The organism is Mycoplasmatota bacterium (genome assembly GCA_018394295.1).
Lineage (GTDB): Bacteria > Bacillota_I > Bacilli_A > Haloplasmatales > Haloplasmataceae > JAENYC01.
The window spans coordinates 2,074,377-2,100,363 of the sequence record CP074573.1 but is presented as its reverse complement, the minus strand read 5'-3'; the positions used below and the strand labels follow the sequence as shown (position 1 = coordinate 2,100,363).

The following is a 25,987-nucleotide window of genomic DNA, read 5'->3' as shown; positions in this document are numbered from 1 at the left end:
GGAGTAACTATGAAAAAGAAAAAAATTGCCTTACATATTATAATGCCTAATCAAGTTAGTGGCCCGAATACTGCCAACAGAAGAATGGCACAATCTTGGATGAAAAATATTTATGATTTTGAATTTGTCAATCAAACTTTTTTAGCCAAATCAAAAATTAATTTGAGATTAATTAAAGATTTAAAGCGACAATTTAGTGAACTAAATCCAGATTTAGTTCACTTGTCAGGGTTACAATCTTCAGGATTTCATGCCATAGTAGCTGCAAGATTAGCTGGGTGTAAAAATATTTTGATAACAATTAGAGGATTTTCAGGTGATTCAATAGGTATAAATCCTTTAAAGAGATTTATTTTCAATAAAATTATTGAACCATTGACACTAAGAATGTGTACAAAATTTTATACTGTTTGTGAAGAAGCAGCATCACGAAAGATGGTTCAAAAATACAAAAAAAAATATATTGGCGTAATTCATAATGCGGCTCCCGATATAGACTTTGGTGTAAAAAAAACTGGTAGTATATTTAGACATGAAATAGATGCTTCTGAGGATGATTTTCTTGTTGTAATATCAGGTAGGATGGTATATGACAAAGGTATTTCATTTATCTCAGAAGCTATTGATAAAATACATGATCCTAAAATAAAATTTGTTTTTATTGGTGATGGAGAATATCATGAAATTTTAAGAAAAAAACATGAGAATTTAGTTCAAAAGGAAAGAGTAGTATTACTTGGGAAACGTAGTGATGTACTTAATATTTTATCTGGATGCGATCTATTTTTATTTGCAACATTACATGAAAACCTATCAAATGCTCTACTTGAAGCAATGGCTGTTGGATTACCAGTAGTTGCAACAAGAATTGGGGGAAATGTTGAAGTAGTAGAAGATGGTAAAAATGGCTTTCTTATTCCCCCAAAAAATGTGGCTGAAATTGTTAGATGTATTAAATTAATAAAAAATGATAAAAAATTGAAAAATAACTTCTCATCTCATTCTGAAAGAATAATTAGAGAAAAATTCTCTCAAGAAAGATTATATAAAACTTTGTCGGAAGTATACGAGTCATTATATATCGAATAGAGGTAATGGAATGATCTTAAAAAATAAAAAAGTACAACAATATGGACTACTTACAGTTGCAAATTTTGGTACTATGTTTTTTGCATTTATAACAAATATTTTAATGACAAGCTTGTTAACTGAAAACGATTATGGTACTTATAGATATATAATAAATACAATAATTATGATTGTTTCATTTTCAAATTTAGGTATATATTATTCCACCGCAAGACTTCTTACTAATGCGAATAAAGAAAGGGAAAGAGATTTATACGGTGCCACAATAGCAATGATGTTTTTTATTTCAGTTTTTGTAGCTGTGGTAATTTTTGTGGTATATAAAATAATAACATGTTTTTTTCATAATATTGATCCAACTTTTTTGTATGCTTTACCCCTAATTTATACGGTAATGATACAAAGGACATTTATTTATATGCTAAAGGGATCAAATAAAATATTTGATGTTTCATTACAAACTATTTTACCGCAAATATTGATGCTAACTATTTACTCATTTGTGTTTATAATTAATTTTAAACATATGAATTTTTTAACTTCGTTGTGTATATACGCTTGTGTTTTTATAATTACTGATTTTATAACTATTGCGAGACTTAGAATTCGGTTTTTAACCGGTATAAAGAAAGAAACTAAGAACATATATTCTGAACAAAAACGAAATGGGTTTGAGATATATAAAGGGTCATTATTGGCTGTATTTTCAGCTGATGCTTTAAACGTTATTATTGGTTCAATTACTATGAAAGCACATTATGCTGTATATACTTTAGCTTTAAGTTTTTCCTCACCTATACTACAGATACCTGCTATAATGGGAGTTATTCAATTCAAAAAATATGCAAACACTAATAAACTTGATAAAAAAGAAATAGGAATTACAGTAATCATTGGTTTGTTAGCTTATTTAGGTTTAAATATTATTATGTTAATGTTTTTTCCGATAGTATACAAAGATAGATATTTAGGGACGCCTTCTTTTGTTCTGGCGTTATCATTAGGTTATTTATTTCATGGATTTGGAGATTATTTTAATAATTTTCTTAATGCACATGGAGAAGGATCAAGTATTAAAAAAGGTGCTTATTTTAGTGGAATTACTCAAATTGTATTAGCAGCTCTTCTTGTTCCATATCTAGAATTATGGGGATTAGCTATTTCTCGAATTACTGCAAGTTTTGTTTATTTTATAATTATGTTACAGAGATATCATAGAGTTTCAAGAAAAACTAGCAAGGTAGGTGAAGACTAGTATGCGAAAACTAATTAATCAACCAATAAAATATATAATTATTTACTTATTTACAACTTTATTTATATATATTATGATGTACTATAAACAAAGTAGTAATATGTTTATAACTGTAATTTACGTTACTGCAAACTATTTGGCGTTGTTGACAGGATTTTATCCAAATTGGAAAATGAATATTTCAGATAGACCATTTACGTTAAATAAACAAATTAGAACATTTATTATGATATGTTGTTTATTAACAATTATAATATCTTTAAATAATATTTTTGCTTTTTATAATAGTTTTTCTGAGATATTGTCGTATATTACCAAACCAGGAGAGGCATATGAATATGTTAAATTTTTAAGAAGAAATTCAGTAGTTGTGAATACTTCTTTATTGGAGTCTTTTATCGGAATAATATTGAATGTTTTTACCTTCACCAAATATTTTGTTGGTGGCTTATCAATCATGTACTGGGAAAAATTGAAGAATAAAGAAAAGTTTATGGTTTTTATTACTATTTTTATTTACTTTATTCATTCACTTTTAATTGGTGCAATGATAAATGTTGGTGCGTTTTTTATATCAACAATTCCATTTTTACTATATAAAGTTCATGAATCACAAAATCTTCGAAAAAGGAGTTTGTTAAAAAATAAAATGTTATTTCCCGTTGCATCAATTGTAGCTGTGTTACTATTAAGTTATTTTCTTGGTAGTCGTCATGTGTTTACATTAAATAATGATACAAATACAGGCATAATGCTTTCAGGATTATTAGGATTATTATTCTATTTATCCCATGGGTATGTTGGTTTATCTTATAGCTTAAATCTGCCATTTAAATGTACATGGGGACATACAACATTTAGGGGAATAATGAATACAATTTTACCTTATTTTGGTGTTAACAGTTTGTTTTCAAATAGTTACTTAGTGCGAAATCAAGCAGTTAATGGATGGGATGCATTACGAATATGGTCTACAGTATTTCCTTGGTTAGCTTCGGATATTTCTTTTTGGTTGATACCTTTACTTATGTTTTTCATCGGTTATTATATGAAAAAAGTATGGAAAGAAGCAATCTTTAATAGTAATCCATTCGCATATGCTTTGATGGGTCAGTTTCTAATATTTTGTTTTATGATACCAGCAAACAATCAATTATTTCACACTTTTGGAAATGGAGTGGGGACAATAATAATATTTATTTTATATAAAAAGTCTTTGAAACAAACAAGTAAATTAAGATCTAAAATTTAAATTACCTTAAAAGGAGAGCTATTATGTTTAAAAACAAAACTTTATTAATCACAGGTGGTACGGGTTCTTTTGGTAATGCTGTACTTGAACGATTTCTTATGACAGATATTAAAGAAGTTCGAATTTTTTCAAGAGATGAAAAAAAACAGCATGATATGCGTAAGAGATATAATAATCAGAAGATAAAATTTTATATTGGAGATGTAAGAAACTGTGACAGTATAAAAGATGCAATGCGTGGAGTTGATTATGTATTTCATGCTGCAGCCCTTAAACAAGTGCCTTCATGTGAGTTTTTTCCTATGGAAGCTGTTAAAACAAATGTATTTGGAACAGATAATGTTTTAAATTCTGCTATACAAACAGGAGTAAAGAAAGTTATATGTTTATCTACAGATAAAGCTGCTTATCCTATTAATGCTATGGGGATATCTAAAGCTATGATGGAAAAAGTGTTTGTAGCTAAATCAAAAACTGTAAATCCAGAAGAAACACTTATTTGTGGAACTCGTTATGGAAATGTTATGGCATCTAGAGGCTCGGTTATTCCTTTATTTATTGAACAAATAAAAAATGGACAACCTTTGACAGTAACTGATCCAAATATGACTAGATTTCTTATGAGTTTAGAAGAAGCTGTGGAGCTTGTAGTATTTGCATTTCAAAATGCAGAAGCTGGAGATATTATGGTACAAAAAGCTCCTGCATCTACTATTGGTGATTTAGCACAAGCTGTTAAAGAATTGTTTAATGCTGATAATGAAATAAAAATAATCGGTACTCGTCATGGTGAAAAGAGATATGAAACATTACTAACAAAAGAAGAATATATTGTAGCGCAAGATATGGGTGGTTTCTACAGAGTACCTGCAGATAAAAGAGATCTTAACTACGATAAATATTTCGTAGATGGAAGTCAAAAGTTGTCTTCACAAGAAGAATATAACTCTGATAATACAGAGAGACTTAATGTAGAACAAATAAAAGAAAAACTACTAGCACTTGATTATGTTAAAAAAGAGTTAGAAAGCTGGGGTAAATAATGAAAATATTAGTTACTGGCTCGAATGGTTTTGTTGGTAAAAATTTAATTGCCGAACTTAAAAATAAAGGTTATTTAGATGTTTATAAATTTGATATTGATACTGATAAGTCACTACTCGATAAATATACAAATGAATGCGAGTTTGTGTATCATCTTGCAGGTGTAAATCGACCAAAAGATGAAAAAGAGTTTATGGAAGGAAACTTCGGTTTTACTTCAGAACTATTAGATTTACTTAAGAAACATAACAATAAAGCACCTGTACTCATAACATCTTCTATCCAAGCAAAATTAGATAATCCTTATGGAAAAAGTAAAAAAGCAGGTGAAGATTTACTATTTAACTATAGTAAAGAAACGGGCGCTAAAGTTTATGTATATAGACTACCTAATTTATTTGGTAAATGGAGTAGACCTAATTATAATACTGTTGTAGCTACATTTTGTCATAATATAGCTAGAGATATGCAAATTAAAATTAATAACCCTGAAGTAGATTTACATCTTTGTTATATTGATGATGTTTTAGAAGAATTTATAAATGCTTTAGATGGAAATCCAACTAAAGAAGATAATTATTGTATAGTACCTGTAGATCATCAAATAAAACTTGGTGAGTTAGCAAGAAAGATTAGAAGTTTTAAAGAAAGCAGAAAAGATTTAAGTATTCCAACGATGAAAGATGAAATTACTAAGAAGTTATATAGTACCTATTTAAGCTTTTTACCAGAAGATGATTTTGCTTATAATCTTAAGATGAATGTTGATCATAGAGGTTCATTTACAGAATTCATTAGAACCCCAGAAAGAGGGCAAGTATCTGTAAATGTATCAAAACCAGGAATTACAAAAGGTAACCATTGGCATCATACTAAGAATGAAAAATTTTTAGTTGTAAGTGGAGAAGGGCTTATAAGATTCAGAAAAATTGATGAAACGAGAATCATTGAGTATAAAGTAAGTGGAGAAAAACTACAAGTCGTTGATATTCCTACAGGATATACTCATTCTATTGTTAATGTTGGAGAAACTGACCTTGTGACAGTTATGTGGGCAAATGAGCCATTTGATCCAGAAAAACCAGACACTTATTATTTGGAGGTTTAAATAATGAAAAAACTAAAAGTAATGACAGTAGTTGGTACAAGACCTGAAATAATAAGGTTATCAGCTGTTATAAATAAATTAGAAGAATCCGAAGCAATTGATCACATTCTCGTACATACTGGACAAAACTATGATTATGAACTAAATGAAGTATTTTTTAAAGATTTCAATTTAAAAAAGCCAGATTTCTTTTTAAATGCTGCTACAGGAGCAGCAGTAGAAACAATAGGAAATATTTTGATTAAAATAGATCCTATTATGGAAGAAGTTAAACCTGATGCATTTTTAGTGCTTGGAGATACAAATAGTTGTTTATGTGCAATAGCTGCTAAGAAAAGACATATTCCTATATTTCATATGGAAGCAGGGAATAGATGCTTTGATCAAAGAGTACCTGAAGAGACTAATAGAAAGATTGTAGATCATATATCAGATATTAATTTAACCTATAGTGATATTGCTAGGGAATATTTATTAAGAGAGGGATTACCTGCTGATAGAATTATAAAGACTGGAAGTCCTATGTTTGAAGTAATTAACTCTAGAAAAGATGATATTGAAAAAACAGATGTATTAGAAAGACTGGATTTACATGAAGGAAAATATTTTGTTGTTTCTGCTCACAGAGAAGAAAATATCAGTTCAGAAGAAAACTTCATGGATTTAGTTGATAGCTTAAACGCTGTAGCTGAAAAATACAATATGCCAATAATAGTGAGTACACACCCTAGAACTAGAAATATGATTAATGCAAAAAGAATTAAATTTAATTCATTAGTGAAAACAATGAAACCATTAGGATTTAATGATTATGTAAAACTACAAACCAAAGCTAAAGCAGTACTTAGTGATAGTGGAACAATTAGTGAAGAATCATCTATTCTAGGATTTAAAGCATTAAATATACGACAAGCTCATGAAAGACCAGAAGCTATGGAAGAAGCGTCGGTTATGATGGTTGGACTTAAAAAAGAAAGAATAATGCAAGGATTAGATATTTTAGATACACAAGAAATAGACACTTTAAGACAGGTTGGAGATTATAGTATGCCTAATGTTTCAGATAAAGTGTTGAGAATTATGTTATCTTATACAGATTATGTTAATAGAGTTGTTTGGAGTAAGTAGAAGTGTGATATTATGAATTTATCAAGGTATAAATTGTTGTTGCTTGGAATAGTTAAACTAAAAAAGAAAGTGTTACGCATTACATATGATAATGCGTAACACTTTTTGTATTTTGTGAATACAAAGAAGAATGTAATTAATAACTTACTCTTAAGATTTTTAAATATTTATGAAATTAAACTAACATTATTAAAAATTAGCAACGTCTTTGTTTAATTGTTAATTCTTGTGTTATTTATAAAATTCAACTTTTTTCGACAGGTATGAAGTAAATAATCCATTATAATTATTAGTGTGATAAAGAATATTAGGAGGAGTTATGTTAAAAATCGTTGATATAGAAAAAACTTCAACAGAAGTTATGGTATTATATGAAAGAAACTTCAAAAAGATTTATCATTGTAAGCAAATTAGTGATTTTAAAGCTGATAAAAATTCTATATCTATTAATGAAACATATATTAATGGTGAGTTATTTAATATTAATGATAATATAAAGATAACCAATCTTGATTATGAGAAAGTTACCAATTTTGGTAATAACATAATCAATTAGGTTATCTTTTTTAGTATAATAGTTTCAGTTGAACTGAAGCGAGGTAAAAAAAGTGACTGAAATAAATGTACTAGGAATGTTAGATATATTGAGAACGTATGATATGAAACCAAATTATAGTGAATTAGCAAGAATCTATGGATTAGACCGACATACTATTAAAAAATATTATGAAGATGGAGGAAAGAAATTGATTACAAGAAAACGCGAAAGTGGATTTGATCAATATAAAGAAGAAATATCACATTTGATGAATAAATCTGGCGTAACAAAGAAAGCAGTTCATGAATATTTAAGAGATAAATATGAAAATATACCGGCATATTCAACCTTTAGACACTATACTCAAAATAATCATATTACCATACCTAAAAGCACCACTCCACATGTTAGATATGAAACCAGGCCAGGAGACCAACTACAAGTAGATTGGAAAGAAAGTATGAAACTAATAAGTAAGTACGGAGAAGTATTTGAGTTTAATGTATTAACTTCTACTCTAGGATTCTCAAGGTATCATAAATTCGTTTATTCAAAAACAAAAACGACAGAAGACTTCATCCGTTGTGTAATCGATACATTAAATCATCTAGGGGTATCCCTAAACATATTTTAACGGATAATATGTCAGCTGTCGTTAGCATCACAAATGGAACTAAAAAGAAACATTCTAAAATAAAACAATTTGAACGGGATTTTGGAATTTCGATAAGATTATGTAAGGCAAGGACTCCAGAAACAAAAGGTAAAGATGAGTCCGCTAACCGATTCTTGGCTTGGTTACGTCCTTATGATGGTGAATTTGAAGATGAAGAGGAACTGATCAATATATTGAACAAGATAAACAACAAGGTCAATCTAGAGAATAATCAAACCACCAATATACCACCGAGTGTCTTATTTGAAAAAGAAAAAGAATATCTAAATCCTTTACCTAACAAAATTCTGTTAGAATCCTACGTAGAAAACGTAGATATACAATCAGTGCCGCAAACACTGCTTGTAAATTATAAAGGAAATGGATATTCTGTACCCAGTAAGTTTATAAACAAAAGAGTTAAATTGATACCCATTGATGATAAACTCTATATCTATTATAACACTGATTTAATCATAATACATAATATATCCAACAAGAAATTTAATTATAATGAGAGCCATTATAAAGCTGCACTTGGTATCACCATTAAAAATGATAATTTAGATATTGATCAAATCGCAAAAGAAAATCTAGCATTATTAGATCAAATAACACGATAATAGTAGAAAGATGAGGAGTACGCGATGTTAAATAATTATAATAAATTATTAAATAACTTAGAAACCCTAAATTTAAACCTTTTTAGAGCCAATATCGACTCTTATTTGAATCTTATCGCAAAAGGCGAAAAGAATATAGTAGATTCGTTATATGAACTTACAGAGTATGAAATGAATTTTAAACGAGAACGTGCAATAACGTCATGTGTTAAAGTCGCTAATTTCCCCTTTCTTAAAACATTAGATGATTTTGATTTTGGGTTTCAACCATCTATAAATAAAGACGAAATATTAAATTTCAAATATTTAAAATTCATTGAGAATAATGAAAATATTCTTCTAATCGGATCTCCAGGGGTTGGTAAAACTCATTTAGCTACGTCAATAGGAATTGAAGCAGCTAAATCAAGAAAAAGTACTTATTTTATAAGTTGTAACGATATAATTTTACAACTTAAACGAGCACATTTAGAAAACAGATTAGAAACAAGATTAAAATTTTTCACCAAATACAGGGTATTAGTAATTGATGAAGTTGGATTTTTACCTCTTGATACAGAATCATCTAATTTATTATTTCAATTAATCGCTAGACGGTATGAAAAAAAGTCTACAATTATAACAACAAACAAACCACTCTCTAAATGGGGAGAAATATTTGGAGATAGTGTATTAGCTAACGCCATTCTAGATCGATTACTTCACCATTCTCATGTGATAAATATTGTCGGTAGATCATACAGAACTAAAGATAAAATAGAAAGTATTGAACCTAATAAAAAATGATTATGAGTAAATTACCATAATTGGTGAATCTATCATAATCAAAATTGGTGAAATTTATATTGACATTAACAATTTAATAATTTATTAGAAAAATATGGGAAATATGAAATGCATTTTAAAGATTGTTTTGTTGATATAATAGAAGAAAATAATGAAACCAGTAAAAGTTATATAGTAAATAAAATATTTTTTAAAGGATGTCATTTCTATCAATTTAATATTTGTAGTAATATAGATTTGAATAATAATGAAGATAGTAACATTTATTTATGTAACGATCTTGAATTTGAATTATGTGAATCTACCTGCAAAATAGAATTAATCAATTTCTCACCAGTTTTAGATAGAGACAGTGTTATTAAAATTATAAAATGTGAATTTGATTCAATAGAACTTCTTATGTGTTCATATTATGAAGATATAATTAATAATAAAAAAGAAAAATTATATGATCTCGTCATAGAAAAAACAATCATAAATAATTCATTTAAAATTAATTATTGTGGTTTTGAAGTGCTTTCTATTACTGATAGTCATTTTAATGGAGATGTCAAAATCAATGAAAATGATGTGAATGAGTTATTTTATATGAATAATTGTGAAATTAATGGAAATAAATATCTTTTTTATCTTAATGAGATGCTTTCTTCAAAAATAATAAATTGTACTTTTGATATTGGGTATTTACAAATTAGTGGAAACTTTATTACAAACCTATTAGAACTATCAAAATGTGTGATGGGAAGTCATGCAGTGGTTGAGATATCCAATAATAATCATGTAATTGGTTATTATAAACAGATAGTAGTAAATCAAATAGATGACTTAATAAGTTATTTTAGAAACACACATAAAAGCATTAAAGAAGAATATATTCATGAAATTTTAAAATACTATAGTCATCAAGTCAAAAAAGAGTTCTTAAAAATATTTATCGTTGGAATTGAAAACAGAAAGAATTCATTAGAACAAAATCAAGTTAATAAAAAACTATTAAGTAAAATTAAAAATAGAAAGAAATTGTTTAGGAAAATCAAAGCTAGAAAAAGGCTATTAGAAAAAATAAAAGTTAGAAAAGAACTGTTAGATCAAATAATTAAACATATTAATAAAATGATGAATCAATATCAATATAAAGAGGGAGTCATACTAAATATAGATGATAAAGATCTTATCGATGATGACGTAGATTTTATAAATAAACTATATAAAAATATAGACTCCTATAATGATAAATTAACCAAGTGTTTTTTAAATTTAAGAGAAACTCAATTTGATGAATGTACAATTAATTTTGAAGATAATGAATTATTAGATTTATAATTTCTTATAACTAATATATTGGAGGCTTTTATGTCAGATAAAATAAATAAAAATGATGAACAAAGTCAACTTGAAGATGAAAAAAAAATTCAAGAGTTAAAAGCAATGATAGAAGCTATGAAAAACAGTAAAATACGTAAAAGAAGAATTATGAATAGAAGTGATAAAAGCTATACAAGTAGTATATTAAACCATAAAATACGAGAAGCTTATAAAACTTGGTAAGGTTAGAGTCTTAGTACTGAATAGAAACATAATAATTGTTATGGATTATTATGTTTTTTATTTGTTTTTTAATATTCTATATACATTATTATTCATTTATACGAAGCAGGTCTTCAATCCATACTATTTAACAGATTTCAAACATATGAATTTATTCGTAATCATGAGATGAAAATTCATGCCATTTCTGATATAATTACCTTAAAGTTACACTAATATGAGTAACTAAGTAGGGTCGAGTATTAATAAAAAATCCATCTATCATAATGAAAGTGAACAATAATGAAAAAGATAAAGTTTGATTTAGATGACTTTACTTTTGAGAATATGTAATATTCAAATACTTATCAATAAATTTAAAATAGACGAGGAAAATAGATGAATGGAAAAAGAAAACAAAAATTTAAACATGAAATGGATGATTTAATTGAGAGCAATGAATATTTTGCTTTCATAGCTGGTTATACTGAAAATGGTGATCCATTTGGAATCACATGGGAACAAGCAGAAGAACTTGATATAATAGACAATCTTAACATTTATAATGAAGATAATAATTTACCATTTTAAGGAAGGAATTATGATATGATTTATTTGAAAGACACGCCACACCATTTGGGTGTATCTGTTTATGGAGATTTTAATGATTTTGAAAAACTGCTAACTACTTTATATGATATTGTCGGTAGTGAAGGAGAATATGAAGATTACGAACTATCGAAAGTGAGGATTCTTGGTTTTTGTTATGACATTCGACATGCGATTATGGGAGATAGAGAACATGAATTTATGGATAATGGTCCAGGTATATATCCTGGTAGAGAAGATTTACCTAAAGAAAATGTGTACTGGAAATTTAATGTTCTATGGCCAGAAATCATATATATCTGTTTTGTACTAAATGATTTCATTAGGTTAATGAAAAAGCGATATAAAGTATTAGAATGGAATCCTACTATTGCTCAAGTAATAAATTTACAAAGTGCAATTACAATTTGTTTACAAGATATCTTATCAAAAACAGCATTTCAAAAATTTAAAAAAGGTATGCAGTTACAACCATATTACTTTAAATCTTACATTACACAATTTATCGATAATCTAAATTATGAGTTTATGATGATAGATGATAATAAACGGATAAGAAAACTGGGGAGTTTTATCAATCAAATGATTCAACAAGATGAAGAATATGAAAGTATAAAAAAAGATATTACTACATACGCATTGGAAAATCATATTCCATTAATGGACGTTCAATTAGATTTAGATTTTCCTGATGATATGATTTGGTAATACTAGGGGATAATATTGTGCTATTTAATATGTTTATGATAGCTATATCTTAAGAGGAATTAATTTTTAATGTTTTTTTAAAAATTTATTTATATTATTGAGTTTATAAAAATGTTAGAAGGTGGAGACTCGAGAGAATAATAGGAGGGTATGGTATTTATGAGAAAATGTGAAATATGTGGTCAACCAACTACTTGCGATCAGCATCCATTGTGTTATCAATGCTTTATGACTAATAAAAAAAGTTAAAATTTGTGAAATATGTGGTGACTATTATTTTATAGAGTCAGGGTGTTGCGATAATAAAACAATAGAAGATGTAGTAGCTAATATTACAATCATGATAGGATTTTTTAATAAAATTCAAGATTTGAGAATGGAGTTAATCACTGACCATTCAATTGAATTATTAAAAAAGGAATACCAAGAAATTTATGAAAAATATAAAAACAAACAATGTTCTGGGCTTTCAATTTTTGATCAAAAGTAATTGAAACATTTACTGTGACTTTTAAAGAGTTAGAAGATTGCACAAAAATAATGAATGAATCAAATAAATTAGTTTCTAACTTAGTAAAAACAAAAAGTAAAGGTAAAGGAATAGTGAGATTAGATGAAAATCCCCCACTCTCTGTAGAAATTAAAAAGAAGACATATTTTGATTTTAAGAGTGGGAGAGATATGGTAGTTCATTCACTTGAATCAAAGGTTAATTGTCAATCATGTAATCACCTTTTTTTAGCCAAATTTGATGAGTGCCCAAATTGCGGGAAAAATCGCTTTAGTAAGTGGTAATATACTGCGATAATTGAATTAATATATTTTGATTAATAAGTCTATTGAATAAATCAATAGATTTTTTTATGGGTGAACATTAGTGGGAAAAGTTATGCGTATATGTACAGACTTATATAAATTCAGTTTAGTATTAAATTTTAAAAATAGGTAAAGATAAATTTAAGTGATAAAAATATAACACAAATATTGATTTAATGAATATAATGTTATATAACAATAACATTATAGGAGGGCTTAATATGATCTATGCAATAGGTAGTAGAATTAAAGAATTACGTATAAACCATAAAATAAGTCAGGAAAAAATGGCTGATGTATTAGATACTACTAGACAAAGATACGCTCGCTTAGAAAATGGTCAGATAGATATTTCTTATGTGATTATAAAAAAGATTGCTGATTATTTTGGTGTATCTGTAACTGATATAACAAGCGCAGCAGAAGAAAAAAAAGAACTGGTTACATTTTTCAAAGAGAAGAATACCGGTGAAGATGTTATTGGGTTGGTAGCTAAAATCGAAGAGATTTTAAGAGTTTTTCATGCTCATGAAAAATTGTATCATCAAATGAGGAATCGTGATGTCTATGAGGATTGATAAAACTGAAATTGAGAAGCAAGCTTTACAAGTTAGAAAAAATATACATACCTACGGAGTGAAGGATATTTTTAGTCTAGTTGCGCAAAGAGACATACATTTGATTCGATATCCTTTTGGTAAAGATAACCTATTAGGTTTTTCTACTTGCTTTGAAGGGAAGAAAATTATTGTTTCTAATTCATCAGAAATATTATCTAGAGAAATATTTACAATAGCTCATGAACTAGGTCATACTATTTATGACTTTGAAAATGAATACACCAATGTGAAAATTGATGTTGAAATAAAAGACAGTTCTGAAGATATATCAGAAGCAAGAGCTTTTTACTTTGCGAACTATTTTTTAATGCCTGAAGAAGAATTAAATAAATTTATAAAATATGAATTGAAGAAAACGCATCAAGAATTAAATGTCCTTGATATTGTGAGAATGCAATTAGAATTTCAAGTAAGTTACGCAGCTTTGGTAGTTAGATTATATGATTTAGATTTCATTAACTCAAGCCATAAAAGTAGACTTTTTGACAAAAGAAATGAGATGACATCAAGAACGTTATTTAAAAAATTAGACGCTGATGAGAGACTATTAAAACCTACTAATGTGATTGAAGTTCCACCGAGTTATCTAGAATATGTTACTAGTAACTATGACAAAAAATACATCCCTTATTCAAGTTTAGAAAAAGCCTTTGCTCTTATTGGAATGGATTCATCAATATTTAAAAAAGAGGAAAATGATGAGGAAATCTTAGATCTTGATGATATCTTTGAGGAGTTTGAGTAATGAATGCATCATTAGACACAGATGTTGTTATCCATTAAATTATTGAGAATAATAAAAAAAGGAAATATTTCCTTTTTTTATTATGTATATATAAATATTAGATAACTATTATTGATAATATTTTGATTGAGCATTCCATAAATCACTATATAGTCCACCTGTATTTTTCATTAATGATTCATGATTTCCTATTTGAATAATTTCTCCTTTGTCAAATACAATGATGTTATCACAAAAACGACAACTAGACATACGATGTGAAATATAGATTGAGGATTTATTTGATACTAGGTGATCAAAGCGAGAGTAAATCTCATATTCTGAAATCGGATCTAATGCACTTGTAGGCTCATCTAATACAACTAAAGGTGCATTTTTATATAGTGCTCTAGCGATGGCAATTTTTTGTGCTTCTCCACCAGAAATTTCAACACCATCTTCTTCATTTTGATAAATTGTTGTTTCTAAACCTTTCTTCATGTCATGAACTCTTTCTGATACACCAGCTTTTTCTAAAACATTCCATACTAGATTTTCTTCATAATTCACATTTGTTGCTACATTTTGACCAACGCTAAAAGAAAATAATTTGAAGTCTTGAAATACAACACTAAATATACTTAAATATTCCTGATAATCATATTTTTTGATGTTGATTCCATTTAATAAAATTTCACCTTCTGTTGGGTCATATAACCGACATAATAATTTAATAAATGTTGTTTTACCAGCACCATTTCTTCCAACAATAGCCATTTTTCTTCCTACATGTAATTTTAAATTGATATTTTTTAAAATCATATCCTCACTATTTGGATAATGAAAAGATACATTTCTAAACTCTAATTCGTAGTTATTATCATCTCTTTTTTCGATAGGTAATGTTCCCTCATACTTTTTATTTTCTAAATTTAAAAAAGTTGTATAATTATTTAAATATTGTCTTTGAATATCTAATTGAACCCATATATTAATTATCTCATTTACTGAGGTATATAATTTATTAAGTGAACTAACAAATTTTAAAACACTTCCTATAGTTATAAGCCCTAATATCGCTTTTATACCAACAAAAGCATAAGTCAAGAATACAACTAGTTGATTTATTATTACCGTATACCCACTATATTTTCCCTCGAAAATCGCAATCTTTCTTAAACCTATTTCTGCTTTTTCATTAGAGTTAATCATTTCTTCTTCAATCATATCACTCATTTTATAAACTCTTATATCTTTTCCAAACTTATAGTTATAAGATAAATACATAAAATAGGAAAATTTACGATTATTTTCAACATTTTCCTCAAAGTTTTTGTAGGATTCGTTGTTAATTCTTCTCATAAACTTAAAATTAATTATCAATGAACCAGACAGTAATAAAAATAATAAAATGGTTGTAATAGGTGAATTATAAATCCTTTCAAGCATCGTAGGATTTGAAACAGGGTATATCACAAATAATCCTGAAAGTAAAACAATTGAATAAATTAAAGTAAATAAGCAGTTAATGAACTGGGAAATAGTTAAACAAAATGATGAAATTCCCCCATTAGAGTTTGACCCTTCTTTGGCTTTGAATAATAATTCAATGTTTTTCTTCTTTTCTAGTTCTTCATAATCTAATGATAAAGATTTGAGTGCTATTCTAGATTTAATGGTGATATTAATAAAATCACTTTTTATTTTAACAATTTGACCTAATAATGCACTTAATAATCCTAAAATAAGATTTAATGTAACCATTAGGATAATATATCTAAATATTTTTTCTTTACTATAACCTAATACTAGACCATCTAATATTAAATAGCCATAAATAATATTAATGAAAGGTAAACTTGCTTTAACCAAATTCGCTAAAATTGTAAATGGTAAAAATAACTTCGATATGCTAGTAATAATTTTTAAAAGATTTTTTATATCTTTTAACGAAGTATAAAATTTATTCATTTTCAGTCACCTCCAAATTATCTTTATAGTAATGACTTTGAATTTTGAACATATTTGCATACATACCATTAATTTTCATTAACTCTTCATGAGTTCCATCTTCTTTTATTTCACCATTTTCTAAATATAAAATTTGATCACAGAATTTTGTGCTTGATAATCGATGAGAAATAAATAATGATGTTTTTTCCTTTGTCAAATCATTGTATTTTTCGTATAACTCAGCTTCAGCAAGTGGGTCTAATGCTGCAGTTGGCTCATCTAAAATCATTATCGGTGCATTTTTATATAATGCTCTAGCAAGCATTAATTTTTGCATTTCTCCACCTGATAGTAATATGCCATCTTTATCTAAATATTGAGTTAAATAGGTTTGTTCCTTATTTTTTAAAGATTCAATTTTATTCTTTAAACCAGCTAACTCTAAGCTTTTCCATAATTTATCATGATCAATATTGCGTTCTTTTGAGGCAGCTACATTTTTAGCGATAGCAAAAGCTAAAGTTTCTACTTCTTGAAAAACTACGCCAACTATATGATGATATTCCTCGATATTATAGTTTTTAATTGATTTTCCACCAACAAGAATTTCTCCTTCTGTAGGATAATATAAACCTGTTACTAGTTTCACAAGTGTTGTTTTTCCAGCCCCATTATTCCCAACAAAGGCTATTTTACTACCCTTTGTAATTTTAAAATTTAAATTTTTAAGTGTATCTTCACTAAATCCAGGATATCGAAATGATACGTTTTTAAACTCAATATCAAGGGGAAAATAACTTTTAGTTGGAATTGGGTGACCATCATTGTGGTTAAATACCTCTTCTATATCCATGAATCTTCGGTAATCATTAACACCTATATTAGCTCTTTTTAAATTAGACAATGCTGTAACTGAATTATTCAGCCAAATAGAAAATCCACCAATGATTCCAATATATAAAGTAAATGTTGCAACATTAATTTTATTATTTAAAACTAAATTAATTAAAATACTATAGGCGATAATATCTCTAATAAATAGTAATATATTGTCAGAAATTGAAGGTAAAAAATAACGATATTCTATTTTTCTACTCCAATTAACTCGTTTTTTTATTAATTCATGAAACACATGATAAAACCAATTTTTCATTTTATAAATTCTAATATCTTTTCCATTTGTTATAGAAGTAGAGTTTTCATATAAGTAATTAATTTGTTTATCAAGTTTAGCATAATCGTTTTTATGTTTAATCTCATATTTTTGAGCATAGGTATTTAACAAATAATTTAATATTGACATTACTATTAAAACAATTAAAATAAAATAATTTAATGTTAAAATAAAAGTACTATAAATAATTAAACCTACAATATTTATAAAAAACGTAGGCGCATTTTTCATCATAAATTCTATTCCTACCCAATTTGAATGAAGTGAACTCATAGCTTTGTGAATTATAATTTGTTTTTCTTGTGGCTCAACATTTATATAATCAGTTTTCATTAATTTGGAACTAATACCAAAGTAAAATTCTCTAATTCTGATCATTGCATATTCTGAAGTAGTTATCGTAAATAAAAACTGTTTAAAATATAAAAATACACTATAAGCAATAAATATTGAACTGATAACAATTAAATAATTCGTCAACCCAGATTTTTGGGTGATAAACCCAACTACAATAGAAGGGATAATTGTTTCAAATATTGGAACTAAAATAGAACTTAAAACCAATAAGGGAATCATTATCTTAAGCTTTTTATTACTACAAAAAACATGATGAAATACATACTTCACATTATTAAACAATGAATACTTCATTTGTATCACTCCTTTACTCATTACCTATATTATATAAGTAATTATTTTAAACGAATAAAAAAATGCACGAATCGCCTTAATTCGTGCACGAATTGTATCATAGTGGCAACATGACTTCAGTCACAAACACACCTGGTTCGTTTTTTCTATTAATGAAACCATCATATTTTTTTACAATATTGTCAATTCTATTTAATCCATGACCATGATTTCCTCTTTTATTTGTGATATATTCTGAATCTAATTTACGAATTAATTCTTTAGTAGAGTTAGTAACTGATATATATAATTGTTTTTTAAAAACACCAATAAAAACTCGAATAAATTTTGTTTCATTAGTCATTTCCTCACAGGATTCAATCGCATTATCAAGTAAATTACCTATAAGTACACATAAATCTATATTGCTTACATAAAGTTTTTTTGGAACGACAGCTTTAACATTTATCTCAATATTTTTAACTAACGCTAGCGATAATTTACTATTTAAAATAGCATCTAAATAAGTGTTATTGGATTGAATAATTATATTGACACTATCTAAATCATTTTCTAATTCATTTAAGTACCCTTCCATTAAATCATATCGTTTTAAAGATAGATGAGCTTTTAAGGTTTGCATATGATTGTGATAATCATGGCGCCAACCCCGCATTATTTCATAGATATTTTCAACTTCCTCAACATGTTGACTGATTATTTTATTTTGATATTCATTCTCTCTTTGTTCATAGTTTAATCTAATATATTTTTGATTATTTTGAGAGATTAAAAAAACTAAGGTAGAAACAATAAAATTAATATAAATATGTTTAATCAAATAAATTTGACTTATATAACTTATAAAGATAATTGTGATTAAAAATAAAAGATAAAATAAAAGAGAAACTTTATTTTTATATACATGGATCAATGTAAACACAATTAATAAAGAAAAGTTATAGGCAAGTATTAATGAAGTATTAGAATTAAATAAGACATCTAAAACTAAGTAGATTGAACCGTTTAAAAGGAAGAAAGCAAAAAAGAGTAATATTTCTATTTTATAAATTTTTTCTTTCGCATAAAAGAGAAGATAACTAACAAAAATCAGAAGATTAAATAATAATGCTAATATCTCTAAATTAAAGTAATAGAATAAAATATTTAAACAAATGCCAATACATAATGGAATTATTGTATGGACTTTTTTAACTTTATAGAAATAAGATAAATAATACCAATAAATTAAAAATATTAGTGTGAAATAGATACCTTCAATCATTTTTATATACCCCGATAATAATTAATAAATGCTTCATTTAACTTATTATAATTTCCTCTACTTACATTAACTGTATCATTATTTGATAAAACACAATTTTCTTTATTTATCTTATCGACATGTTTTATATTAACTATATATGAGCGATGAACTCTAATAAAAAAAGTAAAATGTATTTCATTTTCTATATTGTTGATACTCATTTTTACATCATAGACCTTATCTTCAGTGTGAATAATAACATAATGTCCCATGGCTTCGATAAAAATGATATCATCTAAACTAATCTTTACGTTCTCTCTGTTTATTTTTATTATTAAATATTGATTTTCATTGGATTCTAATCTGCTTATAACATCACTTAATATATTATATAGTTGTTTTTCCTTTAATGGTTTTAATAAGTAGCGTAATGCACCTACCTCATAACCATCATATACATAATCAGCTACACCGGTTAAAAAAACAATATATACATTTGGATCAGTTTTTCTAATCCTCTTTGCAAGTTCCATCCCATTCATTTTACCCATTTGAATATCCAATATTAGTAAATCATAGGGAGTGGTATCCCCCGTCTCAAAAAGCATTTCCTCGGCATTGTGAAATACTTCAATATTTATAGGAACATTTTGTGTAACACTAAATCTTTCGATTACTTCTTTTAAATATTCTAAACAAATGGTTTCATCATCACATATCGCAATTCTCATATATACCACCTCAATTATAATTATATAAAAAACGTAATGATTAGTAAATAATGTTATTATTATTAATCAATAAAACATAGATTTTTTAATAATCAAGTACAGCTTATATCCTAATCATGAAGCATAAAAATGAATAATAATATGAAGGAACTTTCTATGTGAAGGTTCCTTTTTAACTTTCATAACGAAATCTTGAAAGTTGGGATGTATAGATGTTAATTGTATAAATTTGGTAATTATTCAAACAATAATAGCGAATTAAATAGAGAAACAGGTCATTATATGAAGACATATTCATTAGAGATAAAGTTGTTTTTATTGACACTTTTAACATTTATCATCTGGTTTTTAAATATACATCCTTATATCCTCCTATTAATTTATGGGGTTATTTTTTGTTATTTCATTTATAAAAAGAAATCAATCAACTACTATTTAATAATTGTTCTATTTTCAGTTATGTCAAAACAATCTAGTACAAGTTTTATTCTGGTTGAATATTGTCTCATTCAATTTCTTTTTTGTTTAACTCTTTTTTATTGTATAAGGGAAAAAAGAATCGTTATAGGAAATTTATTTTTCCCGCTTTTAATCTACTTAATTTATAATAGTCTATCTTTATTATGGACGCCTATGCTTAAATATGGAATAAATGGCTTATTTGCGATAATAGAAGGATATCTGGCTTACTTTATAATTACCAACCGAAGTACTAAAATTAAAAAAATTGATTGTATAACTTATATCGCCTCTTTTTTAATGCTTACCCTATCTTTAGAAATATTCTCACTCTATATTAGATATGGAATCACTCCTATTTTAGATAATAAAAACCTCCTTCGTTTAGGATGGTCCATGTCAAATATACTCGCATCAATTTATGTATTATTAATACCTATTGCTTTATATAAATATATAAACAAGAAGAGAGCATTTTTTATCTATTTACTTATTGATATACTGAACTTTCTAGGATTATTGATGACTTTATCACGGGGTGCTTATTTAGGTGTTTTCATATCAATCCTTCTTTTTAGTATTGTTTTTCTACGTAAGAAGAGAGTATTACGATATGGAGGTCTTTTATTATTAATTTCAACACCTATTTTATTGTATAAAAATAAATTTTACAGTATTATTTTGAAATATTTAAAGGGGAGAAATTTCTTTAATGATCGTAGTAGACATCAAATTTATGCGTTAGGGTGGGAAAAATTTAAACAAGGTCCAATATTTGGTCAAGGCATAAAATCTAGTGAATATATGATTAATCATTATTTACATAGGCCATATGCACATTATCATAATTTCTTACTTCAAATCGCTGCAACCCTTGGAATTGTTGGACTAATATTATTTACTGTTATTGTCTACCATTGGGTTAAGATATTAAATAAAAGAAATAACTCTTTAATTTTATGTATCGTATGTTCTATTATTGGGGTGTTAACGCATCAATTATTTGATGTTAGTTTTGATTTATTTTTCTTTGGAGTATACTTCTATACACTCATTGGAGTGGTAGAAATCTATCGACAGGGAGATGAAGATGATTGTCTCAAAATGAAGATAATTGTCAAAAAATAGCGCTAAAGGTCGTATTTTGTGTTATAATAATAGATATTTGGATAAGGTGATTGTATGCTAATTATAAAAATAATCTGTTTAATTTTGTTATTCTTATCTGTGTATTATTCCATAGGTAAACTTATCACAAACCATTTTTCTTATCTCAAAGGTTTTGAACTTGTCATCGGTATGTTTATTACTTTTGGTCTATTTCATGTAATATCTGTCATTCCAACGATATTAAATGCACCGGTACAAATGATTTATTATATCACCTACCCATTACTCGGATTATTTATCATATTAAGTTATACCTTTTCATATAAAAATTTTATTTTTCATAAGGAAATTAATTATTTCCTTCTAACCTCAATTATTATTTTTATTGGTATATACTTCTTATTTGACTTCATTATTCCAGGAGATTCCTCGTTTTATTTACCACTCATTCGTTCTGTTACAACACAAAAAAATATCTATATGATAGAACCATGGAGTGGGATTACAAGTCAAATGGGGTATATGTATTATTTTGTAACCTATGAACTCTTTATTGGTACTTTATCTCATCTATTTAGAATGGATAGTACCATCTTTACAGTAAATGTGGTTACCTTTTGTCATTTAGTTATTATATTAATAACATCATATACCTTTTTAAAGAAAATTATTAAAGATAAAGTGAAAACTAATTATGCATTCTTAATTTATTTATTTGTTTTTATCTTTTTAAATAGTAATTTACATCGTGTCTTTTTTACACATAATGCGTTTAATTTTATAACTAATAGTTATACAGGTAAAACCATTTATTTAAATGGACTTGTTATTTTACTATTTTATTTACTGAATAGAATTGTATCTTATCAAAATAAGCGAGATATCCTTTTTTTAGGTTTATTTAACTTAATTACCCCAGGGTTAACCGCTTCTGCGTTATTTTTACAACTTATCATGAGTTTAGTAGTCATTATCTATTTTATAATTTATCAGAAGCGTCAAACGGACCGTTTTTATGGATTTATAATCCTAACTTTATTAATCCCTATTATTATTAATTATCAATTTATTATATTCGCTTCAGATTTTTATCTAAAAAGTACGCTTTTTATCATTGGTATTGAAAGTTTATTTATAGTTATTATACTTATTGGTTTGTTTTTATATTATTATGGGAATGAAGTCATAAACAAAAATCAAAAAGTGATAAAAAATATATTTTATGGATGTTTAATTTTAATTGGAGTAGCTTCAATTAGTGGTGGGATTTACCTACTAGCAACTAGAAGTAATGATATTTATAATTCAGTTGCTTTACTACCGAATCCTTTAGAAATCATTTATTTATATGGATATAATTTAGTTATCTTCTATATATTAGCCATTTTAGGCCTTATCTATGTCCATAAGAAGTATCCAAACTTCCAATTCCTTTTTTACTCCTATGTATTAATCATGTTACTAGTTTTCTTGAATCCTTTCAATTTTCCTTTAGTGGGAGGATTAATCACCTCTTTTAGAACATTTCATCGAATCTTATTTATTTTACCCATTCATTTTATGATTGTATTATATTTTGTGAATATTAAAAATAAAAAGAAATTATTAATCTGGCTATTTGTGATCATCATTCCTTTTATCTCTATTTTTCATGGGTTACATCCAATTAATAATAGTAATTTTTATTATAAAGTTAAAAATGATGTAGTTGATATAGGTCATAAATTAGATAAACCTTACAGAATCATTGCTGAAGAGGACTTCATTAATGAATTGTCAATGGTCACAAACAATTATGAATTTGTTTTTACAGTCAATGATATGCGTCAAGTAGAATATAAGGCGTATGATAATGAGGAATTATTAGAACTCATTCTAATGATTAACAATAAGAATCAATTTATGGCACATACTTTTACTAGTTTAGTCAAAAAATATCATATAGAGTGTATTATTGTATATAAAAATAATCCAATTAATAGTAATCTACAAAAGTATTATCACCAATCAGAAAGCCTAAGTACTGAGTCTATAATTGTCTATTTAATTCAATGATTATATAGAATTTTATTTTACTTTGTGGTAAAATGGTTGGGGAATTTAGAAAGATGTGATGGGAATTATGAAAAAAGTATTATTAATCCTTCCTGCTTTTAATGAAGAAGAGAACATTGAAAAAGTAGTGAATGGTGTTATAAAGACTTGTCCTAATTATGACTATGTTGTAATCAATGATGGTTCAACCGATAGAACACCTGAGATTTGTCGACGGAATAATTATAATTTCATAGACTTACCAATAAATACTGGCATTGGGATGGTCGTTCAAACTGGTTTTAAATATGCCTTATATAATGACTATGATTATGCGGTTCAGTTTGACTGTGATGGACAACACTATCCTAAATATATAGAACCCTTAGTTGAAAAAGCAAGTGAAGGATATCACATTGTCATCGGTTCACGTTTTTTAACTGTAAAACGTGGACATAGCTTACGGATGTGGGGTTCAAAAATCTTAACAGGGTTAATTTATTTCACTACAAAACGTTTTATCTCAGATCCAACATCTGGGATGAAAGTCTATAATCGTAAAATGCTGGAATATTACGCCAGAGAAATTAATGCAGCTCCAGAGCCTGATGATTTAGTTTATCATATTCGACGTGGTGCAAAGGTAGCTGAAGTACAAGTAGTGATGGGGAAGCGATTAGCTGGGTTAAGTTATTTTAATTTTATTTCAGGCACTTTATTTATTATATATATGGCAATATCAATTCTTATTGTCCAAATGCTTAGACCGAAAAGAACATTGTAGGTGATTTAGATGTATATTTCTATTGATACTTTAGTTGTTGGAATAATCACATTCGTCTTAATTATGATAATGATAAGAGCCTCAAAATTTCGGATTAAAGATGCGGTGTTTTGGATTCTCTGGACAATTGCTCTTTCAATTTTCGCATTTGTACCAGCTGTTTCAAGTTGGACCCAAAGTCTAATCGGGATTAAAGATCCCTCTATCTTTTTATTTATTTTGATTGTTTCATTTAGTTACTTTCTCATGTTTAATCACTCTGCTATATTATCTCAACATGAGGATAAAATAAAAGAATTATCACAAATTATCGCGATTCAACAACTCGAACAAAAGAGATTGAATAAAGATCTTTTAGAGGCAATCAAAGTAAAAAATGAACATTAAAATCCATGTCATGACAGCATGGATATTTTCATAAGATGAAACAATTAATTATTATAATATCAAATATAAAAGGAGTTATATATGAAAGGAATTATTTTAGCGGGTGGTAGTGGAACTAGATTGTATCCACTGACAACCGTAACAAGTAAACAATTATTACCAGTTTATGATAAACCAATGATTTATTATCCACTGTCAGTGTTAATGCTTGCAGGAATAAAAGAAATATTAATTATTTCAACACCTGAGGATTTACCACGCTTCAAGGGTTTATTAGGCGATGGTCATAATTTTGGCATTCAATTAAGTTATGAAGAACAACCCTCTCCAGATGGACTTGCACAAGCCTTTATCATTGGTGAGAAGTTCATTGGTGATAGTTCAGTTGCGTTGGTATTAGGTGATAATATCTTTTATGGAAATGGTTTACGAAATAAACTTCATCAAGCGGTAAAACAAGCTGAAAATGGAACGGCGACTGTCTTTGGGTATTATGTTGAAGACCCTGAAAGATTTGGCGTTGTTGAGTTTGATGAATTTGGAAAAGCAATATCAATTGAAGAAAAACCACAAAACCCAAAAAGTCATTATGCAGTGACAGGTTTATATTTTTACGATAATAAAGTAATTGATTTTGCTAAATCAATTAAACCATCAGCTCGTGGTGAATTAGAGATTACAGATGTCAATCAACTTTATTTAAATCATAATCGATTACATGTTGAAACTCTAGGACGTGGTTTTACTTGGTTAGACACAGGAACGCATGAATCTTTACTTGAAGCATCAACGTTTGTTCAACTCATCGAACAACATCAAGGGTTAAAGATATCCTGTCCAGAAGAAATTGCCTATATCAATCAATGGATTACCAAGGAACAGTTAAAAAGTCAATTAGAACGCTTAAAGAAAAATCAATATGGAAAATACCTTCAAAAAGTTCTTGAAGGTAAAATACATTATTAGGATGTGCTGT

26 protein-coding genes are annotated in these 25,987 nt (G+C 27.1%); 22 read left to right on the top strand and 4 right to left on the bottom strand.

All coding sequences use genetic code 11. The features are described 5' to 3' along the window. Positions 1–9 precede the first annotated feature (9 nt). From KHQ81_09665 to KHQ81_09585, 17 genes are all read left to right on the top strand, one after another. Positions 10–1,089 (top strand): glycosyltransferase family 4 protein, encoded by a 1,080-nt coding sequence (locus KHQ81_09665; protein QVK17155.1) that lies wholly within the window; start codon positions 10–12, stop codon positions 1,087–1,089. A gap of 10 nt (positions 1,090–1,099) precedes the next feature. Next, the gene (locus KHQ81_09660; GenBank protein ID QVK17154.1) at positions 1,100–2,344 is read left to right on the top strand and encodes an oligosaccharide flippase family protein; all 1,245 of its coding nucleotides are present in this window, start codon (positions 1,100–1,102) and stop codon (positions 2,342–2,344) included. Between the two features lies 1 nt (position 2,345). Continuing rightward, complete coding sequence (locus tag KHQ81_09655; protein QVK17153.1) at positions 2,346–3,596, top strand: hypothetical protein; 1,251 nt, start codon at positions 2,346–2,348, stop codon at positions 3,594–3,596. Between the two features lie 23 nt (positions 3,597–3,619). Beyond that, positions 3,620–4,639: a polysaccharide biosynthesis protein gene (locus KHQ81_09650; GenBank protein QVK17152.1), complete on the top strand. Its 1,020-nt coding sequence runs from the start codon at positions 3,620–3,622 to the stop codon at positions 4,637–4,639. Next, a complete protein-coding gene (locus KHQ81_09645) occupies positions 4,639–5,748 on the top strand; it encodes a capsular polysaccharide biosynthesis protein CapF (GenBank protein ID QVK17151.1) in 1,110 nt (369 codons plus the stop codon). The genes KHQ81_09650 and KHQ81_09645 overlap by 1 nt, the downstream gene beginning before the upstream one ends. A gap of 3 nt (positions 5,749–5,751) precedes the next feature. Beyond that, positions 5,752–6,876: a UDP-N-acetylglucosamine 2-epimerase (non-hydrolyzing) gene (gene wecB, locus KHQ81_09640; GenBank protein QVK17150.1), complete on the top strand. Its 1,125-nt coding sequence runs from the start codon at positions 5,752–5,754 to the stop codon at positions 6,874–6,876. A 319-nt stretch (positions 6,877–7,195) separates the two neighbouring features. Beyond that, the gene (locus KHQ81_09635; protein ID QVK17149.1) at positions 7,196–7,432 is read left to right on the top strand and encodes a hypothetical protein; all 237 of its coding nucleotides are present in this window, start codon (positions 7,196–7,198) and stop codon (positions 7,430–7,432) included. 52 nt (positions 7,433–7,484) lie between these two features. Continuing rightward, positions 7,485–8,048, top strand: a complete 564-nt coding sequence (locus KHQ81_09630; protein ID QVK17148.1) for a transposase — start codon at positions 7,485–7,487, stop codon at positions 8,046–8,048. An 8-nt stretch (positions 8,049–8,056) separates the two neighbouring features. Next, positions 8,057–8,692, top strand: coding sequence for a hypothetical protein (locus tag KHQ81_09625; protein ID QVK17147.1), 636 nt, complete (start codon positions 8,057–8,059; stop codon positions 8,690–8,692). Positions 8,693–8,716: 24 nt separating this feature from the next. After that, entirely contained in the window at positions 8,717–9,478 is a 762-nt protein-coding gene (gene istB, locus KHQ81_09620; GenBank protein QVK17146.1) for an IS21-like element helper ATPase IstB, read from the top strand. Between the two features lie 108 nt (positions 9,479–9,586). Then, positions 9,587–10,801, top strand: coding sequence for a hypothetical protein (locus KHQ81_09615; protein QVK17145.1), 1,215 nt, complete (start codon positions 9,587–9,589; stop codon positions 10,799–10,801). A gap of 30 nt (positions 10,802–10,831) precedes the next feature. Beyond that, positions 10,832–11,026 carry a hypothetical protein gene (locus KHQ81_09610; protein ID QVK17144.1) on the top strand — a complete coding sequence of 65 codons (195 nt, stop codon included), beginning with the start codon at positions 10,832–10,834 and terminating at the stop codon, positions 11,024–11,026. Positions 11,027–11,404: 378 nt separating this feature from the next. Further along, complete coding sequence (locus KHQ81_09605) at positions 11,405–11,596, top strand: hypothetical protein (protein ID QVK17143.1); 192 nt, start codon at positions 11,405–11,407, stop codon at positions 11,594–11,596. A gap of 15 nt (positions 11,597–11,611) precedes the next feature. Beyond that, positions 11,612–12,322 (top strand): hypothetical protein, encoded by a 711-nt coding sequence (locus KHQ81_09600; protein QVK17142.1) that lies wholly within the window; start codon positions 11,612–11,614, stop codon positions 12,320–12,322. Between the two features lie 540 nt (positions 12,323–12,862). Then, entirely contained in the window at positions 12,863–13,117 is a 255-nt protein-coding gene (locus tag KHQ81_09595; GenBank protein QVK17141.1) for a hypothetical protein, read from the top strand. Between the two features lie 242 nt (positions 13,118–13,359). Further along, positions 13,360–13,716: a helix-turn-helix transcriptional regulator gene (locus tag KHQ81_09590; GenBank protein QVK17140.1), complete on the top strand. Its 357-nt coding sequence runs from the start codon at positions 13,360–13,362 to the stop codon at positions 13,714–13,716. Then, positions 13,700–14,503, top strand: a complete 804-nt coding sequence (locus tag KHQ81_09585) for an ImmA/IrrE family metallo-endopeptidase (GenBank protein ID QVK17139.1) — start codon at positions 13,700–13,702, stop codon at positions 14,501–14,503. Before KHQ81_09590 ends, KHQ81_09585 begins: the two co-directional genes overlap by 17 nt. 108 nt (positions 14,504–14,611) lie before the next feature. Here the strand turns inward: KHQ81_09585 and KHQ81_09580 are convergent, their stop codons facing one another. The 4 genes from KHQ81_09580 to KHQ81_09565 all read right to left on the bottom strand — a co-directional run bounded on the left by KHQ81_09580 (position 14,612) and on the right by KHQ81_09565 (position 20,237). Beyond that, positions 14,612–16,453 carry an ABC transporter ATP-binding protein gene (locus tag KHQ81_09580; protein ID QVK17138.1) on the bottom strand — a complete coding sequence of 614 codons (1,842 nt, stop codon included), beginning with the start codon at positions 16,451–16,453 and terminating at the stop codon, positions 14,612–14,614. Beyond that, positions 16,446–18,260 carry an ABC transporter ATP-binding protein gene (locus KHQ81_09575; protein ID QVK17137.1) on the bottom strand — a complete coding sequence of 605 codons (1,815 nt, stop codon included), beginning with the start codon at positions 18,258–18,260 and terminating at the stop codon, positions 16,446–16,448. The genes KHQ81_09580 and KHQ81_09575 overlap by 8 nt, the downstream gene beginning before the upstream one ends. 97 nt (positions 18,261–18,357) lie before the next feature. Beyond that, positions 18,358–19,524, bottom strand: coding sequence for a GHKL domain-containing protein (locus KHQ81_09570; protein QVK17136.1), 1,167 nt, complete (start codon positions 19,522–19,524; stop codon positions 18,358–18,360). 2 nt (positions 19,525–19,526) lie between these two features. After that, positions 19,527–20,237 carry a response regulator transcription factor gene (locus KHQ81_09565; GenBank protein ID QVK17135.1) on the bottom strand — a complete coding sequence of 237 codons (711 nt, stop codon included), beginning with the start codon at positions 20,235–20,237 and terminating at the stop codon, positions 19,527–19,529. Between the two features lie 855 nt (positions 20,238–21,092). Here KHQ81_09565 and KHQ81_09560 point away from each other — a divergent pair. The 5 genes from KHQ81_09560 to rfbA all read left to right on the top strand — a co-directional run bounded on the left by KHQ81_09560 (position 21,093) and on the right by rfbA (position 25,977). After that, positions 21,093–21,824 (top strand): O-antigen ligase family protein, encoded by a 732-nt coding sequence (locus tag KHQ81_09560; protein QVK17134.1) that lies wholly within the window; start codon positions 21,093–21,095, stop codon positions 21,822–21,824. A 54-nt stretch (positions 21,825–21,878) separates the two neighbouring features. Continuing rightward, a complete protein-coding gene (locus KHQ81_09555; GenBank protein ID QVK17133.1) occupies positions 21,879–23,861 on the top strand; it encodes a hypothetical protein in 1,983 nt (660 codons plus the stop codon). A gap of 67 nt (positions 23,862–23,928) precedes the next feature. Beyond that, positions 23,929–24,624, top strand: a complete 696-nt coding sequence (locus tag KHQ81_09550; GenBank protein QVK17132.1) for a glycosyltransferase family 2 protein — start codon at positions 23,929–23,931, stop codon at positions 24,622–24,624. A gap of 9 nt (positions 24,625–24,633) precedes the next feature. After that, the gene (locus tag KHQ81_09545) at positions 24,634–25,011 is read left to right on the top strand and encodes a DUF2304 domain-containing protein (protein ID QVK17131.1); all 378 of its coding nucleotides are present in this window, start codon (positions 24,634–24,636) and stop codon (positions 25,009–25,011) included. 81 nt (positions 25,012–25,092) lie between these two features. Further along, the gene (rfbA, locus tag KHQ81_09540) at positions 25,093–25,977 is read left to right on the top strand and encodes a glucose-1-phosphate thymidylyltransferase RfbA (protein QVK17130.1); all 885 of its coding nucleotides are present in this window, start codon (positions 25,093–25,095) and stop codon (positions 25,975–25,977) included. Positions 25,978–25,987: the final 10 nt, after the last annotated feature.